Annotated in this window: 14 protein-coding genes; 2 read left to right on the top strand and 12 right to left on the bottom strand. The window is 48.2% G+C overall.

Annotated features, from left to right (window positions below; all coding sequences use genetic code 11):
- The 12 genes from uvrC to FJZ26_00645 all read right to left on the bottom strand — a co-directional run.
- The coding region (uvrC, locus tag FJZ26_00700; GenBank protein MBM3228928.1) for an excinuclease ABC subunit UvrC at positions 1 to 1,571 on the bottom strand (1,571 nt) is incomplete at its 3' end.
- Positions 1,564 to 4,437, bottom strand: coding sequence for an excinuclease ABC subunit UvrA (gene uvrA, locus FJZ26_00695; protein ID MBM3228927.1), 2,874 nt, complete (start codon positions 4,435 to 4,437; stop codon positions 1,564 to 1,566). The genes uvrA and uvrC, both read right to left, overlap by 8 nt.
- A gap of 149 nt (positions 4,438 to 4,586) precedes the next feature.
- Positions 4,587 to 6,176 (bottom strand): hypothetical protein, encoded by a 1,590-nt coding sequence (locus FJZ26_00690; protein ID MBM3228926.1) that lies wholly within the window; start codon positions 6,174 to 6,176, stop codon positions 4,587 to 4,589.
- Positions 6,177 to 6,191: 15 nt separating this feature from the next.
- Positions 6,192 to 7,211: a hypothetical protein gene (locus FJZ26_00685; GenBank protein MBM3228925.1), complete on the bottom strand. Its 1,020-nt coding sequence runs from the start codon at positions 7,209 to 7,211 to the stop codon at positions 6,192 to 6,194.
- A 2-nt stretch (positions 7,212 to 7,213) separates the two neighbouring features.
- Positions 7,214 to 8,065, bottom strand: coding sequence for a hypothetical protein (locus tag FJZ26_00680; protein ID MBM3228924.1), 852 nt, complete (start codon positions 8,063 to 8,065; stop codon positions 7,214 to 7,216).
- A gap of 105 nt (positions 8,066 to 8,170) precedes the next feature.
- On the bottom strand, positions 8,171 to 9,649 hold the full coding sequence (locus tag FJZ26_00675) for a hypothetical protein (GenBank protein MBM3228923.1): 1,479 nt from the start codon (positions 9,647 to 9,649) through the stop codon (positions 8,171 to 8,173).
- Positions 9,650 to 9,708: 59 nt separating this feature from the next.
- Positions 9,709 to 11,709, bottom strand: coding sequence for an excinuclease ABC subunit UvrB (gene uvrB / locus FJZ26_00670; GenBank protein MBM3228922.1), 2,001 nt, complete (start codon positions 11,707 to 11,709; stop codon positions 9,709 to 9,711).
- Positions 11,710 to 12,193: 484 nt separating this feature from the next.
- Positions 12,194 to 12,799, bottom strand: coding sequence for a hypothetical protein (locus tag FJZ26_00665; GenBank protein ID MBM3228921.1), 606 nt, complete (start codon positions 12,797 to 12,799; stop codon positions 12,194 to 12,196).
- A 96-nt stretch (positions 12,800 to 12,895) separates the two neighbouring features.
- Positions 12,896 to 14,182 (bottom strand): hypothetical protein, encoded by a 1,287-nt coding sequence (locus FJZ26_00660; GenBank protein ID MBM3228920.1) that lies wholly within the window; start codon positions 14,180 to 14,182, stop codon positions 12,896 to 12,898.
- A gap of 14 nt (positions 14,183 to 14,196) precedes the next feature.
- Complete coding sequence (locus FJZ26_00655) at positions 14,197 to 14,481, bottom strand: hypothetical protein (GenBank protein MBM3228919.1); 285 nt, start codon at positions 14,479 to 14,481, stop codon at positions 14,197 to 14,199.
- Between the two features lie 57 nt (positions 14,482 to 14,538).
- Positions 14,539 to 14,784, bottom strand: a complete 246-nt coding sequence (locus FJZ26_00650) for a hypothetical protein (protein MBM3228918.1) — start codon at positions 14,782 to 14,784, stop codon at positions 14,539 to 14,541.
- Between the two features lie 201 nt (positions 14,785 to 14,985).
- Positions 14,986 to 15,414 carry a hypothetical protein gene (locus FJZ26_00645; protein ID MBM3228917.1) on the bottom strand — a complete coding sequence of 143 codons (429 nt, stop codon included), beginning with the start codon at positions 15,412 to 15,414 and terminating at the stop codon, positions 14,986 to 14,988.
- Positions 15,415 to 15,450: 36 nt separating this feature from the next.
- Here FJZ26_00645 and FJZ26_00640 point away from each other — a divergent pair, with 36 nt between their 5' ends.
- Both FJZ26_00640 and FJZ26_00635 read left to right on the top strand, forming a co-directional pair.
- On the top strand, positions 15,451 to 16,770 hold the full coding sequence (locus FJZ26_00640; GenBank protein MBM3228916.1) for an amidohydrolase: 1,320 nt from the start codon (positions 15,451 to 15,453) through the stop codon (positions 16,768 to 16,770).
- A gap of 152 nt (positions 16,771 to 16,922) precedes the next feature.
- Positions 16,923 to 17,219 (top strand): hypothetical protein (locus FJZ26_00635; protein ID MBM3228915.1); only part of this gene is annotated, 297 nt, incomplete at its 3' end.

Below are 17,219 nucleotides of genomic sequence, written 5' to 3'. Positions count from 1 at the left end.
TGAAGGATTTTTAGCCCTGCGTCTTTTCTGCTTAGGCGAAGCGGCTCCATAAAATCTGGCGAGTGTATTTCCTCAAATTCCTTTGCAAGGGAAGCGCAAGAAAGCGTTGCTTGAAGCCTGTTTTCAGAACGCAGCCTTGACAATGCCGAAAGTGCGGAGGATAGCTGGCCTGGCCCGCCGTCAATTAGCACAAGGTCGGGGAGTTTCTCGCCTTCGTCATTCATAGTGTCATCTGTAAGCCTTGCATATCTTCTATATATGATTTCCTCAATGCTTGCAAAGTCATCCTGCCCTTCAACCGACTTTATCTTGAAGCGCCTGTAGCCTGCCTTATCGGGCTTTCCATTTACAAACCTGGACATTGAGCCGACAACACTTGTTCCAAAAAGATTGGAAATGTCAAAGCACTCTATGACAAAAGGAGGTTTGCCAAGGTTCAGGGACTTTTGCAAAGATACAAGGCCTGCATCAATGTTGCCTGCAGAGTCGCTTAGCACGTTATTCATAAGCAAGCCCATGAGCCTTGAGTGCTCACCTGCCTGCGGCACTTTGACATGGACTCCTTGCCCTGCAAAATTGCAAAGCATCTGGCAGATTTCCTGGCCTGCAGGCTCGCTGACATAGATGTATTTTGGTGGCCTGTTTTTGGAATAATAGGCTGAAAGGAAATGCTCAAGTGGGGTCTTTTCACCATCTGTGACTGCAAATTCATATTTTTTCCTGTCCTTGACAACTCCCCTGACAACATTGAACATTTCAACATTTGCCTTGCAAGAAGACTCAAAAATCGCTATATAATCCTCGTCAAAGCCGACATCGGATTCAAATTTCTGCTCCTCAAAATTGGAACGCAGAACACTGATGGAGTCGCGGTAGTGCCTTGCAGACTCAAAGTCAAGCTTTGCGGCGGATTGCTTCATCCTCTGCTCAAACTCGCTTGAAACCAATTGCGCGTGTTTGGGGGAGGATAGTATCTTTTCAAGGATAGCCATGTTCTTCTGGTACTCGACTTGGCTTGTTTTGCCGATGCATGGAGCATCACAATTTCCAAGATAATACTGGAGGCATGCGGCTTTTGGAAGTGTTTTGCATGTCCTTACCTTGAACATTTTGCGAAGTGCGCCAATTGCAAGAAGGCGCGCGCTTCCCTTTGCATAGGGGCCGTAGACTTTGCCTGCCGGGCCTGTGAACCTGCCTGACTTGTTGCGCCTTGCAAGAAGAAGCCTTGGGAACTTTTCAGAGGTGATTTTCAGGTAGGTGTAGTGGTGGGAGTCCTTAAGGTCGATGTTGAATTTGGGGTAATGGGTCTTTATCAGGTTTGATTCAAGCACTAAGGCTTCAACCTCGTTGCTTGTGCGTATGAATTCGACTGAGGCAATGCTTGTTGCAAGCATTCTTGTCTTATCAGTCATCTGCTCAAAGGCAGAAGAAGAACTGGATGCGGGAAAGTAGGATTTTACCCTGTCGGGTAAATTTTTTGCCTTGCCGATATAGATAATCCTGCCGCCTGCATCCTTGAAGATATAGACTCCCGGGCCTTGCGGTATTTTGATTTTTGAAATGTCAAGCATAAAGCACCTTTTTCAGATACTGCCCCGTATATGAATCCTTGGCCTTGCAGATTTGCTCAGGCGTGCCGCATGCCACGATTCGCCCCCCTCCGCTTCCGCCTTCAGGCCCAAGGTCGAGGATATGATCAGAGGACTTTATCACATCCAGGTTGTGCTCTATAACAAGCACGCTGTTTCCTTTTTCAACAAGCGAAATGAGCACGCTTATCAGTTTTGAAACATCGTCAAAGTGAAGGCCGGTTGTGGGCTCATCGAGGATGTAAACGGTTTTGCCCGTGGCACGCTTTGAAAGCTCGGCTGCTATTTTCACGCGCTGCGCCTCGCCGCCTGAAAGCGTTGTTGCGCTCTGCCCAAGCTTGATGTAACCAAGCCCGACATCGTTGAGGGTCTGAAGCTTTGAGGAAATGGAGGTTATATTTTCAAAAAACGGCAATGCCTCCTCTACAGTCATTTCCAGTATTTCCGAAATGTTCTTGCCCTTGTACTGGACTAGAAGCGTCTCCTGGCTGTAGCGCTTTCCCTTGCATTCCTCGCACAGGACGTACACATCAGGAAGGAAATTCATCTCGATTTTTTTTACTCCGTCACCCTCGCACGCCTCGCACCTTCCCTTTGGAACGTTGAAGGAAAACCAGCCTGCGTCAAAGCCCCTGATTTTTGCCGCCTGAGTTGAAGCAAATAACTCCCTGATTGGGGTGAACATGCCGATGTAGGTGGCCGGGTTTGACCGCGGCGTCCTGCCTATGGGGGACTGGTCAATCTCAATTACTTTGTCAACAAGCTCAAGCCCGTCAAGCCTCTTATAAGCACCTGGCATGGCATTTTCTATGCCAAAATGCTTTTGCAGGGCCTTGAAAAGCACATCATGGACAAGACTTGATTTTCCTGAGCCTGAAACGCCAGTGACGCAGGCAAGCACTCCGAGGGGAAAGGCAACATCGATGTTTTGCAGGTTATTTTCAGAGGCGCCAATTACTTTTAGAAAGTTGTTTGGAGCGCGGCGCTCCCTTGAAAAAGGTATGAACTTGTCACCCCTGAGATATTGCGCTGTGATTGATTCCCTGCATTTAAGCATTTCCTCCAAGGTGCCAGAGGAAACAATTTTTCCCCCATGCACGCCGGGGCCAGGGCCAATGTCCACAAGATAATCCGCCTCGCGCATTGTGTCCTCGTCGTGCTCCACGACAACCAGGGTGTTGCCCAGGTCGCGCAGGCGCTTTAGCGTGTAGAGAAGCTTGGCGTTGTCGCGCTGGTGCAAGCCTATTGACGGTTCGTCAAGCACATAAAGCACGCCTGTAAGGTTTGAGCCTATCTGGGTTGCAAGCCGAATCCTTTGAGCCTCGCCTCCTGAAAGCGTGCCTGCCTCCCTGCCCAGGGTAAGATAATTCAAGCCGACATTTCTTAGGAATTCCAGGCGGCTTTTTATTTCTTTTAGCACTGTGCGGGCTATGTACGCCTGCATTGAATTAAGCCTTAAGCTTGTGAAAAATTCATATGCCTCATCTATTGAAAGCTCTGTTGCCTGGAATATGGATTTGTTGTTTATTTTCACAGCCAGAGCCTCTGCCTTGAGCCTTCGCCCTTCACAGCCCGGGCATTTGGATTCAGACATGAATCTTTGAAGCGCTTCCCGTTTTGCATCATTATCAGTCTCGCGGTAAAGCCGCTCAAGTGTTGGAAGCACCCCTTCATATTTGCCTTCGTATTCCCAGGTGGATGTGGTGGTCTTTGCCTTGTACTTGTACTGGATTTTTTCATCAGTTCCGTACAGGAGAACTTGGAGCTGCTCCTTTGAAAACTTGCCAAGGGGCGTGGTCAGGTCAAAGCCGAATTTTTTTCCAACGAATTTGAGGCCTTCGTAGCGAAAGTGCGCAAAGCTGTTGTTCCAGGGCGCGACTGCCCCCTCAAGCAATGCCTTTGATTTATCTGGAATCACTTTTTCAACATCAAACTCGATTTTCCGCCCAAGCCCGTGGCACACGCCACATGCGCCAAAAGGAGAGTTGAAGGAAAACATGCGCGGCTGCAGCTCTCCAACCGATATTCCGCAGTCGGGGCATGAATTTTTTTGCGAGTAAAGGATTTCTTGCTGCACGGGCTTTTCGCCTTCTTTGGGTTCTTTTGAAGCGTCTTTTGAGGAAGGCTGCACTGATTTGGCAACCACGACAAGTCCATCAGCAAGCCGCAAGGATATGTTCACCGCGTCAAAAAGCCTTGAGCGCTCTTCCTTGGAAACTGTAAGGCGTTCAACAACGATTTCGATGTTGTGCTTGACCTGCTTGTCAAGGCTTGGCTTGTAGTCTTCAAGCTCGACTATCCCCCCATCGACCCTTGCCCGGGCAAAGCCGTCCTTTTTTGCCTCCTCGAAAAGCTTTTCATAGGTGCCCTTCTTGCCGCGCACAAGGGGAGCAAGCACCAGTATTTTCTGGCCTGAAAAATCAGCTATTGCCGCGTCTGTTATCTCGTCTGGGGTCTGCGATGAGATTTTTTTTCCGCACTGGTGGCAATAAACCGTGCCGATGCGCGCGTAAAGAAGCCGAAGGTAGTCGTAAATTTCAGTCACGGTGCCCACAGTGGAGCGCGGGTTTGAGCTTGTGCCTTTCTGGTCTATGGAGATTGCAGGCGAGAGGCCCTCTATTGAGTCGACATCCGGCTTGTTCATAAGCCCCAGGAATTGGCGGGCATATGCGGAGAGTGATTCTACATACCTTCTCTGGCCTTCTGCATAAATCGTATCAAAGGCGAGTGTGGACTTTCCCGAGCCTGACAAGCCAGTAAACACAGTTAGCGTGTTCTTTGGGATTTCCAGATTTATATTTTTTAGGTTGTGCTCGCGTGCGCCCCGGATGATAATTTTGTCCTGCATGGAAAAACCTCAAATGCTAAATGAAAAGTTTGGAAAATGACGACTAGATGATGACTGAATTGAAAGGCTAATTCTTATGGCTAAAGGGTTTATACCAATTGCGCTTAAAAGGCGGGTAGGGGGGGAGTTTCCTGTGAAAGAAGCCGTAATCATCCGATAATTTCAACAATTCCTGTCTTGCCCTCCAGCCTTAGTTTCATGCCTTCAGCCAGCCTGTCGAAATTCCGAACCTGCACAATGCACGGCAAGTTCATCTCGCGGGCGATTATTGCGCTGTGCGCAAGCTTTCCGCCGGTTTTTGAAACAACCCCGATTGCCTTTTTGTAAAGAAGGGTAAGGTCTGGTGAAAAGCTGTCACTGGCTATTATTTTGCCAGACACATCCTTTGCATAATCCTCCTTTTTGCAGACAAATACGCACACGCCTTGGCAAGTCCCTCCTCCTCCAACGCTGACACCGGCCAATGTATTGCCGCTGCCCCGTCCAGTTGAATTATGATTATTGGCATCAGTTGAAAAATCATAAGCAAAGTCGCCAATCCATGAGCCTTTCCTGGCATCGTATGCAAATTGCGAAGGCAAGGCGCTGGCTCCAAGGCTACGTAGATAATCGTGCCCGGCCTTTCTTTTTGCAGCCGTTTCTTTTAGCTCGTTTTGCCTTTCCCCGCAAGCAAGCCGCCTGATTTCATCAAAAGTCAGATGAAAAATCAACTCATCAAGCCCGCTTTGCCTGCCAAGCGCAAGCAGCTGCCTTCGAGACACAAGAAAATGCCGCGCAAGGCAGAATTTGGCATTTTCACGCAGGCGCCAGTGCGGGTTTTTAGGGACCGCAGGCAAGGAAATTTCCTGCATGGCAGGAGGTTTTTCGGCAATTCTTGCCTCGGACAGCTCGTAAATATTTTGTGAGTGGAAACCAAACCTGCCGATAATTTCAAACGGGATATCCGGAGGCTTTTGCACTAAATTGAAGTTTTGTGAGTTTCCAAGCTTAGGCATGCCGTCTTTTTCAAGCATGTTTGAGAGTTCTTCAGCCTCGCACTTTTCCCATGTAGGGGAACTTGGGAGCTTTAGGTTGAAAGAATATGAAAGCGTGGCAAAAAAAGAAAAGGAAAGTGAGGCAAGAGCGCCAGCAATGCTTGAGTCGAATATTGAAAGGTCAAACTCCTTTTTATTGACGTTTTGCTTTAAAAAAGCCCTGGATTCGCAAGCGTGCTTTTCAAAATCAGCAAGCACAAGTGGCGTATTTAGGGCAAGCAAGGCAGTCGATGCCGCAAGCCTGCAAAAGTCAAACGGGGAAGAGAGAATCATGAGAAGCGACTCTGGAGAAAAAGAGGTGCGAAGCTCAAACTTTTCGCAATTCCCACCCCGGTTGCCTTCAGCGGATGCCGTATTTGTGCCTCCTCTTTTTCCACTATTCACTTTTTCGTATTTCTTCCCGATGCCTGCGCCAAAAATGTTCCTCTGTTCCAAATTTTTCAAAAAATACATTCTGCCAGCAAAAAAATGGAGATATGGCACAGGCGGCCTTGTGCCAAATCCGAACCTTTCATAGGCCTGCCAGTAAGGGCCGGCAGGTGTAAAAACATGCCTGAAAAAATCTGCAGTGGCTTGTGTTGGGCAGGAGACTAGGTCGGAGTTTTCTGACATGCCAAACACAAGAAGGTTTTCAGGAAAGCCTAAAGTCGCCTTGATGGCCTGCACTTTGTCAAAGCCGAAGATATCTGCAAATTTGCCATCCATAATTATCAGATTTGGTTAGTTCTTTTGCCTGTTTTGCTGCTGGTATTGCAGGCTTGCTTCAGAAAGCTGCAAAACAGAATCCTTGCACTCTAGCATAATTTCCTGGCTGCACGAGCCCCCTGCCCTGATTGTTAAATTTGAGGAGCAGGCGCTTGGAACTTCGTAAAGAATAGGGCAATAGGTCGCCTGAGAGAAAGCGCTTGGCTCCAAAACGCACTCCTTTTTAGGCTCAAACTCACGCGCAACTCCCCCAGCCTCAACAATGCAGGGCATTTCTGATTGCGGCAAAAGCCAGACTGAAATTGTTGCGGGCTGCTTTGGCACTTGCGCAGTTTGTGAAGCATCAGCTTCAGCCGCTTGTGCATTTTCTTCTGGAGTTGTCTTTTCCTGCTCCGCAAATGACGGCATTGCGCCAGCCTCCTTTTGCATTTTTTTGATTCCAAGAGCGGAAGAATCGCCTTGCCGCTCAAGTGCGTCTAATGGCGCTTGGGGCTGGGTTTCAATTTTATTATATTCAATTGAAAAGACTGCAATCGGGACAAAGACGAGCGCAAATAGGATGGAGGGTGCAGCAATGGGGATTAGGCTTTTGATTGATTCGTTTCCTCCAGCCTTGATTGCACGGTAATCCTTGAGGAAAAGCAGCACAAAGGAAAGAGATGCCGCAAAAACCGAGGCAACGGCAATTTGAGACATGTTCCTTGGAGCAAGCAGAAATGCGCAAAGAAGCATGGAGAGAATGCCAAGAAAAACCGTTGAGCCAAAACCCAAAAGGCTTGACAGGACGGTTGGGAAGGGTTTTCCAAAAAGCCGCCAGTTTGCAGCCCCAAAAACAGCGGCAATGCCTGCAAGTGCGATTAGCGAGTTTGCCAAAAAGCCCGCCAATGAAAGCGAGGCAAAATACACAACCGGCGGCAGGATTACAACCGAATTGGATAGCTGGACAAGGCAAACCGCAAGCAGGAGAAAAAAAGTGAAATAAGGGTGCCTGTCTTGTGCATGATACGTCTTGTTATTGGAGTGCTTTTTTTTCATGGCTAGTCACTGCCATACTTTTCAATTATGTGCTTGAAAAGCTTGTCTGTGCCCGAGTATCCTTCCCCGCAAGTGTAGCCATCAAGGTAATTGCCGCTTTTTCTTATCTCAATAAAGCCGTAAACAAGCTTAAGGCTTGAAGCACAGTCGCCGCCAATGACAAAAGCAGAATCAACGGCAGCTTGCGCTTTCTGCTTGAGTGTTGAGAGTTCAGGCTCTTCAAGGGCGAACATTGAGCTGGATTCGACTCTGCCGCTTTCTGCCCCATAAATGCTCACAATCACGGTGCCGTCAGAAAAAAAATGGAAATCTTTTGTCTCAAGCCCTATTGGCTGGTAATACTGGTGGATGAAAAAATCCTCGCTTGGGGATGATGAATTGAAAGCCTGGCTTGCAGCATCAAACATTTCAAGGAATTGACTTGTGACTGCATCGCCATCGCTGAATTTGTGCGTTTGCCTGCCATCAAAATAAAAGAACTTGTTTTTGTTGGATGTTTTGTCAGGAGTGCCGCCGCCAATTGTGGCAAAGCTTGATGCCTTGCCAAATATTTCCTTTGTCGCCTTCTCGCCTGCCTGCCTTATCTCCAATGCTGGCGTTCCCTGGTAGTTTGGCAAGTCATACTGTTTTTTTAGGATTTGACCGCTTGAGGTGAAAAGATATTCAGTAAAACAGCCGCTGTTTGGGCAGGCACTTTTTTCAAGCACGATTTCAAAGTATTGCAGGCTTGCGTTTTGAGCTGGCGGCGGTTGCGGCGTTGTGCATCCCGACAGGGCAATAAGCAGCAGGGCAAAAAGCAAGATAAATGAACAAAGCGCGAGTAAATGCCCTTTGGCGGCATATGATTTTTGCATGGAGTTGTTGGGGTTTTTGGATTTAAATCCCTTGCTGATTTGTACGGCTCCATGGAACAGCGGGGGAGGGCAAGTGATTGCAAATTTGGGGCATGCCTGCAAAGGCTAGCCCTTTTTGCGCCCTGATACAAGTATGCTTGTCCTGCTTGTAAAATAAGTGGCGTATTCGACGTTGCCATTGTCGCCATAAACAAGACGCTCAAGACCCGATGCCTCGTATGGAGCGAAAAACTTGATTCGCTTGCTTCCATCGGCAGGGGACATTAGCCAGCCAAACATCTGCTGCGTGTTTGAAAACCCCGCTTTCTTTTCGCCCTCTAGACTGCCAGAGCTGCAGCACATGATGACAACCGATGCATTTTTTGAAATCTTTTTTGACCATGCGCCCCTGGTGAAAAGATGTGAGGCGCCTGCATCCTCAAGGCTAAGTGCCACAGGTGTCTGGGTTGTGAAAGCAGATGCGTACTTTGGCATTTTTGCCATCTCGTCCTTGATTTTTATGTTCCCAGAGCCAAGCCACATCTCACTTGAATCGCCATGCCCGCCAAGAACAACAAGGTCGTAAGTCCTCAAGCCAAGGACTGAATGATTAGAATCCAGCACACCATTTTCCAGAAATCTTGCCGCAAGCTCAACATCGGTCCCAGCCTCGCAAAGAGCAATGCAATAGCCCTTGCCAAGCAAGGATTCATAGGTCTTGATATCGTCTGCAAACGAGCCCCAGGGGTCGTCCTTTGCAAGCCCCACAAAAGCCACCTTTTTGCCTTTTGAAAATGCAGCGTCAGTTGCCGTGAGATACGCGCTCTCAAGCACTTTTTCACCGTATCTCTCAAAGTTTGTGATGCCAAGCTTTTCAAATTGCAAAGCCATTGCCTTTGCCATGCTTATTTTTTCAGAATCGGATTTGCACGATTTTATGGTATCGGACATGAATATGGAGAAAAAAGCCGCAAGCTGGTTTGCATCAAATTTCCCAGAAAGCCTTGAGGCTTGGGCTATTGCTTTTTGATTGTTGATATTTCTTGCGACGAATGCCAAAAGTGATGGAAGCGCATCTGCTTCAACTTCAGCTGGCTTGAGCCCTGGTTTGATAGTGCGCATGATCAAGCTCGCAAAATCGCCGTTTGCAAGAAGCGATGCGTATTGCTCAAAATTTGGTTTTTCCACACCGCTTGTTCCGGCTATTTCCCCAAGCATTTCATAAGCCGCTTTTGCCGCAATCAAAAACCCGGAACCCATGGCATTGATATGCCCCATGACCGAAGAGGATGCTTTCTTGTCTGGGAGATTGGCTATTTTCTCAAATAATGAGAGCAATTCGTTGTCCAAAATGCTTTTTTCAAGGTCAACCAGAATTGGGGTACCAGGGCTTTGATTGTCTAAAAGCAGCGCCTTGAGTGCGCTTTGGGCGATTTTCTTTTGTTTTGCATCAAAGCCTGAAAAGGCGTCGCTTATGTCATTTATTCTTTTTATTGGTTTTTGCCCATAAAGTGAAACAGCTGCATGGTCTGGTGGCGCAGTCTCAAGCTCCGTGAACGGGTTGGTGCGCATTTTGGGCTCTTTTTGCCTTCGGCTTGTCCCCATGAGGTAAGTGGCGCATCGCAGGCTTAAATTTCTTTGCGAAGCGCGCCTTTTCTTAGCCTTTACTCGCCGCCGAATTCGCGCTGTTTCTTTTTGCCCTTGGTTTTAAGCGCCATGCTGCCTTTTTCCGACAAAACCCTGGTTATCTCAGCCAAGCGGTCGCGAAGCTCAATTGCCCGCTCAAAGTCCAGCTCCTCACTTGCCCGCTTCATTTCAGCCTCAACATTAATTGCCATTTCACTAAGCTGGCTTGTCGCCATGTGCTTGCCTTCGCCAAGCCTTACTTGCGATTTAGCGATTGCTTTTATTATAGTGCGAGGCGTGATTCCGTGCTCCTTGTTGAATGCCTCTTGCACAGCCCGTCGCCTGTTTGTCTCCTCTATCGCCTGCTTCATGCCACCTGTCATTTGCCCGGCATACATGATTACAGTGCCGTTTGCATTTCTTGCAGCCCGCCCCATTGTCTGTATAAGACTTGTGGAGTTTCTTAAAAATCCTTCCTTGTCGGCATCCAGGATTGCGACAAGTGAAACCTCAGGTATGTCTAGCCCTTCGCGAAGCAGGTTTATTCCTACAAGGCAGTCAAACTCCCCAAGGCGCAACTGGCGTATCAGCTCTGTTCGCTGCAGGTTCTCAACTTCGGAGTGCAGATAGCGGACCCGTACACCTTTTTGTGCGATAAAATCAGTCAGGTCTTCTGCCATGCGCTTTGTCAGGGTTGTCACAAGCACCCGCTCGTTTTTTACAGCCCTCGTTTTCACCTCGTTTAGCAAATCCGCGATTTGGCCCTCAACCTGCCGGACCGAGATGATTGGGTCAAGAAGGCCCGTGGGCCGCACAAGCTGCTCCACAACCTGCGCGCTTGCCGACTTTTCGTAGTCATCAGGTGTCGCTGAAACAAATATCACGTTTTTCTTGAAATAGTTTTCAGCCTCCTCCCATTTGAGAGGGCGGTTGTCAAAGGCTGATGGCAGCCTAAAGCCGTTTTCAATAAGGGCCTTTTTCCTTGAATAGTCGCCCTTGTACATCCCATGGAGCTGTGGAATTGTGACATGCGATTCGTCAATGACAATTAGCGCATCCTGCGGCAAAAAGTCAAGAAGGCAATATGGCGGCTGCCCGGCCGTTCGGTTGTCAAAGTGGCGCGAGTAGTTTTCTATGCCGTTGCAGTAGCCAAGCTGCTCTATCATCTCAAGGTCATACTTTGTCCGTTTTGCAAGCCTTTCCGCCTCAAGGGGCCCAAGGGACGGCAGGGTTTCCTCAAGTTCCTGCCTGATTTGCCTAAGAGCCCTTTGCTTTTCAGAATCCGGGATTACGTAGTGGCGTGCCGGGAAAATTGTGATGTGCCCAATGGTGCGAAGCTTCTCGAATGTGAGGGGGTCAAGAACCGATATTTTTTCAATCGTGTCATCTTCAAATGAGATTCGTATTATGTCACCCGAGTAGCCAAGCGCGACTTCAACAATGTCGCCTTTGGAGCGAAACGTGCCCGGAGTTAGGGAAATGTCATTTCTCTGGTATTGGATGTCAAGGATTTTTTTGATAAGCTGCTGCTTAGTTATTCTCTGGCCGATGCTCAAGTCTGCTGACATGTCCCGCCACTCCTTTGGCGAGCCGATGCCGTAGATGCACGATACTGTTGCTATTGTTATGCAAGGCTCCCCTGACATCAGGTTTGCTGTTGCGGCCAGGCGCATCTGCTCTATTTTCTCGTTCACCTGCGCGGTTTTCTCTATGTAAGTGTCTGTTTGAGGAATGTACGACTCCGGTTGGTAGTAGTCATAATACGAGACAAAATAGCCGACTCTGTTTTTTGGGAAATAATTGCAAAATTCCGAATAGAGCTGGGCTGCAAGAGTCTTGTTGTGGGATATGATAAGCGCAGATTTGCCTGTTTTTGCAATGACATTTGCAATCGTATAGGTCTTTCCAGAACCTGTAACTCCAAGAAGAGTTTGCCTGATGCCAGCCCCACCATGCGAATTGATGGCGTTGATAAGTTTTTCAATCGCCTGCGGCTGGTCGCCTGTCGGCTTGTAGTCTGCACAAAGCTGGTATGACATGTCAGAGCACCTGATAGAATTGCCTGTTTGGAAGGACTTTTGAATTTGGAAAAAGATGATTAAAAGCCTGACTTGAGGTGTTTTCCAGTGATACCATAAGGGAACAGTGCACTACCATGCTCCCTTGAGGTCTTCAACCCTTTAATTGAAACCAGCAAAAGAACTTCAACAGGTGGGCTGCTGACCCCCTTTCAAAACCCCCATTACGCAAGCTCGCATAGTACCTTTCTGAAGTCTTGCAACCATGAGTTGCACTGGAGCTTCGAGCCACCCAAAAGTGGCGGTTTCCATCGCCATTCCCCCACTCCTCGGCCTGGAGGTCGGAGTTTAATAGCGTTTTCCAAATGACCCGAAGGCTCATGCTTGCGCACCCGCGATCTTTCAGCGAAAGATGATTTGAGTTTAGGTGAAAGAACCAGCCATCGAGTAAAAGGCAGTATTATCCAGAATGCGAAAAAGGTGCTTGGAGATGGCGCCCATTGCTTTACTGCGCAGCCTGTTTCTCCTCGCTTATTACGTCAACTGCAGCACCTTTGTTTGAAATGATTCCAATCATGTCAACAGGCGACGAGTCGGAAGCCCACCTGACAAGCCAGACATTTTGATACTGCGCATATGACTCATAGTATTTTGCAGCTGGTTTTGCGTCAGGGTAGTCCTTGATAAAGTCGGCAATGCGCTTCATGCCATCAAACGTATGCGAGGCGATGATGGCCTCTTCTGGAAATGCGATGGGGCATTTTGAGGATGCGGAGCACACCTTGCAGTTTTTGACAATGGTCTCCTTCCAGGTCACAAAGTTAGAGCTTGGGTAATCATAGTAAAAGTGGTACCTTTCAGGGCAGACGCTTTTCGCCCCAATCACTACAGAGGCCTTAATGTTGTAGGATTTTGCCCCCTGCTGCGTTGTTGAGTTTTGGACTATTGACAGTATTTCAATATCGTCTGCCTTGGGGTATTTTGTCCTGGCATCCTCAAGCACGAAATTTTTTGCATCGCTCTCGCTTACCTGGACAGGCCCTTTGGGAAATGCCACTACGAGTATTGCGGCAAGCAAAACAAGCAGGATGACGACGTGATGTGCCTTCATGGTGTTAGATTTAGTGGCACAATATAAAATTGTTGCGGTATTTGGCAGAAATTGAAAACGTGGTTTAACACAAAGCAGATTTGAACCGTCTGCAGTTTATGCTAGCCTTAGCAGATACGCCAGGGTTGGGACAAGAAGGCTGCCCATAAGCCATACTCTTGACACCCCAAAAGCAAATGGCAGGCAGCCAACAAGCATTGCAACTAAAAACACTGCAATGCCGGGAAGGCCATTAATGATAGCAATGGAAATCGCAAGGATTGAAATTATTGCAAGCTTTGTCCCCTTCTTTTCCAAAGCCTCGTTTCCTGCAAGATTCGCTATTTTTCCGGAAAGCTTCACAAGCACAACAATGCTGATGCACAAAGCTGCAACATATGCCGCGGCAAGCACCGGGATTGCGCTTGGGTCATTGAACACAATGCCCCGTGCAACCTCAAGCGCCCCAATCCTGCCCTTCCCTATTGCCGCAGCCGAGGCAAAGGCAAAGACCGTGTGGCTGCCGACAATTGAGCCAATCAAGGCAAGAAAGCCCTCGGCTTCCACAAGCGCGAGAAAAGGTATTGCAAAACCTGCAATCATCGCAGGCGAGGAGAGGCCGGGGAACAGGTCTGCAAAAAAACCAAGCATGACACCGATAAGGACGTATTTCAAAAGGCCTGGCTGCACAAGCCCGCCTTCATTGTGTGCCTTGCCTGGTTTTATGTTGCTATTGCTGAAAAAAAGCCAGCCTGGGGCAAACAGGCCGGCAAACATCGCAAAAAGAGGGTCTGGCATGCTTGCAAAATTTAGAGCAACAAACCCAAAGAACCCGGAAATAATAAGGGCGGCGGCACAGAGGAAAAAGATGCGAAAGTCAAATAGTGCAAGGCTGAAGGCGGCGCTTTTGGTGGAAAGCCAGCCGCCAAATGCCTGTGCCTCAAGCCTGGCTGCCCTTGCATGGGTTGCAAGAAGGAAGAGAAGGCCAAGAATTATTGCCGGGGCAAGAACAGGCTTGATTGCGCCGTACATGACAGGCATGGCAGCTAGGGCAAGGGGGGATAGGATTGCCGATATTATTGTGGATAAGAGAAGCGAAAAGGCGCAGATTCGCAGGGCCTCAAGCCCTCTGCCTTCCAGTGCCAGCCGCTGCCCTGGAAGCGGCAGGACAAGAGAGTTTTCATCTGGAATCCCGAAAAATATCGCAGGCACAAATTCAAAGGCATTGTGGGCCGCAAGCACCGAGATTATGAAAATTGAGATGATGATAGGCTCTGTTGCAATGCCAGATGAGGCAAGGCTTGAGGCGACTGATGCTATTGTGTTTGAGTGGATGCCGGGGATTAGGCCCGACACAACGCCGAGGAGGATGCCAAGGAAAATTGCAAGAAGCAGGGGGAACAATTAGCCACCTTTTCTTATTTGAACATCAGCAGATACCTTTTCTCATATTCCTTGTGGTCAGCAATAAAAAAGACGGTTTTGGTTCTTGATTTATTGTCAATAAGGTACAAGGCCCTGTAATCGCCTATCTCCAAGACCCAGATGTCGCCATGTTTTTTGAGTGTCCTGGATGGTCGCAGATGGCTTAGGGCCTCAAGCTTTTTTTTCACCCTTTCGCGCACAGATTTGTCTAGCTTGTTGAGTGTGGCAAGTGCCTCATCAGTAAGCAGAACTTCGAATTTTCCTTCAGTATAAGGCATGCGATCACTTTTTCGAACTTTTCAAGGTTTGAACAAACATTTGAAACTATTGAGGCCTCAGATACTTGAAATTTTATGCAGCCTTGCCTTGCCGCTTTTCAGCTTGTGCAGTGCCCCCTGCGCATCTTTGAGCATCATTTCCTCTATTACATCCTCCTTTGATTTGACAAGGCCGTATTTGGATGCCAATTCAAGCGCCCCAAGCCTGAATATGTCTGCCTTTGACTTGAAAACGCCAAGCTGCAAAAGCCTTTCGACTGCAAGCTCTACGCTGCCCTCGTATTGAAGCATTGTGGATTTCATGTGTGCTCACCTCGATTTGTTACGTTATTATACAGAAATTGTATATATAAAACTATTGGACTTCTAACTGTGAGAACAGGCACAAAAGTCATTCATGCTTCAAATGATTTGTTCAGTTCCGGAAACTCGACTGGGATGTCCCGAAATTGGTCGATTTTGTAGATATAAGTCGGCTCTACACGCTGGATTATGCCAGAAAACCTAAATTTCCATCTCCTGCACCACAAGCCTTTTCTCAAAGCCGACCAAGTCAACCGTGCCAGATACCTTCACAGGCCAGTCAAGCGAGTAGAGTTCCGGATTTTGCACCCTGGAAAAGCCGGCTTTCATGCAGCCGCTTGAGTCGCAAAGCTCCCCGGTTTTGGAGCCGTAGCGGTCTGTGCTGACTTTGGATACTTTTGCAAGAAGCGATACTTTGGCCCCCTCCTTTAGGGCCTGCGCCTCTTTGACTGAGATGGACGGTGGGTCGAATACAGTAAGGAAAAAATAGAGCAGGATGATTGAGATGAGGCAGGCTGCAGCCGCAAGGGCAACAGTTGTGTCATCCTGCGCCTTTGGGGATTTGAAAATGGCTTCAAGCATGGAGGGCTTTGCTTCATTTTCCACGATTATGCTTGGCCCGTGAAACATTAAAAACAATGGCTGGGAATACAAGCCTTGGTTTCTATGGACATTTTGATAAAAAACGCAAGCGTGCCTGGGACTGGTGGCAGGACTGAAAAAAAGGACGTGCTTATACGCGAAGGGCTGATTTCAAGAGTTGCAAGCTCCGGAAGCCTGGTTGGCGGAACGGGGTGCGAAAAGCTGGATGCAACCGGTAAGATTCTGCTTAGGGGGTTTGCAAACTGTCACACTCATGCCGCCATGAGCCTGCTTAGGGGGATATCTGACGAGTTGCGGACCGAGCAATGGCTGGCTGAAAAAATCTGGCCTGCGGAAAAAAAGCTTGACAGCGCCGCGATTTATGCAGGCTCAATGCTTGCCTGCATTGAAATGATAAAAAACGGCACAACTGTTTTCAACGACATGTATTTTGGCATGGATGCAGTCATGGACGCTGCCAAGGACTCAGGCATGAGGGCAGTGCTTGGCTATGGAATGATTGACCTGAATGATGAGAAAAAAAGGAAAAGCGAGCTTGGGGTTGCACAAGACCTGATAAAAAAGGCGCAGGGGGCGACAGGCGGCCTAATTAAGGCAAGTGTTGCCCCCCATTCGGTTTACACATGCTCTGAAGAATTGCTGGTTGCAGCAAAGGAACTTGCAGAAAAATATGGAGTCAGGCTTCATATCCATTTGTCAGAGACAAGAAAGGAAGTTTTTGAGTGCCTTGAGAAAACCTGGAAAAACAAAAAATTTGCAAAGGGTTTGAGGCCTGCGGAATACCTTGACATGATTGGTTTTCTTGGGAAAAACGTGATTGCCGCGCACTGCTGCTGGCTAACCTTGCGTGAGATAAAGTTGCTTGGAAAATCAGGCGCTAGTGCTTGCCTGAATCCAGTGTCAAACATGAAGCTTGCATCTGGCGGAGTTCCGGCAGTGCCTGAAATGAAACAGGCAGGCCTGAACGTTTGCCTTGGCACTGACGGGGCTGCAAGCAACAACTCGCTTTCCATGTTTGAGTCAATGAAGTTCCTGGCACTGCTTGTCAACAACTCAAGATGGGACCCGACACTTGTCAGGGCCGGCGATGCGCTTTTATATGCAACTGAGGGAGGCTACAGGGCCCTTGGGCTGGACAGCGGTAGGCTGGAGTCTGGAGGTCTGGCTGACTTGATTACAATTGATGCAAAGGCCGCAAACATGAGTCCGCAAAGCAGCATTGTTTCAAATATTGTTTATGCAGGCCATGCAGGAAATGTGTGTGACAGCATTATTGGCGGAAGGCTTGTGATGGAAAACGGAAAGCTCCTCGCAGTTGACGAGGAGAAGGAAATTGAAAATGCGCAAAAGGAGCTTGAGAGGCTGGGGCTGTTGCAACAGTGAGTTGGTTGGCAGGACTGGCTGCTGAAGGTACAGACAGGAACACGGCTGGGAACTGATGCAACAGTGAAGGATTGGGCGGAAGATGGGAGTGGCCACCGCACAAAAAACTCTCATTTAATAAGTGCAAAAAACAATCAATATAGAGTGATACTATGGGAAACGCGGGTAATCGCCAAAAGAGCGGAACAAAGCTTGGTTTTCTTGCAATATTGGCTTGCTTTGCCTTACTGCTTGTCTTTGGTTGCACAAGCAACCTGCCTGCGCAAATGAAAAACAATACAACTAATACGAATTTGACTGATGCAAATTATTCACAGGGCGTTGAGCCAGTGAAAATAAAGAACCTGCCGCAAGGCCAAATGGAAAAGCTGGTTGCAGCCCATAATGATTTTGGCTTTAGGATGATGAAGCTACTTACAAAAAATGAAAGCGGGAAAAACGTTTTCATT

Source organism: Candidatus Parvarchaeota archaeon, from assembly GCA_016866895.1.
Lineage (GTDB): Archaea > Micrarchaeota > Micrarchaeia > Anstonellales > VGKX01 > VGKX01.
Note: the sequence above shows the minus strand (reverse complement) of the source record. Positions and strands in the feature narration are given on the sequence as shown.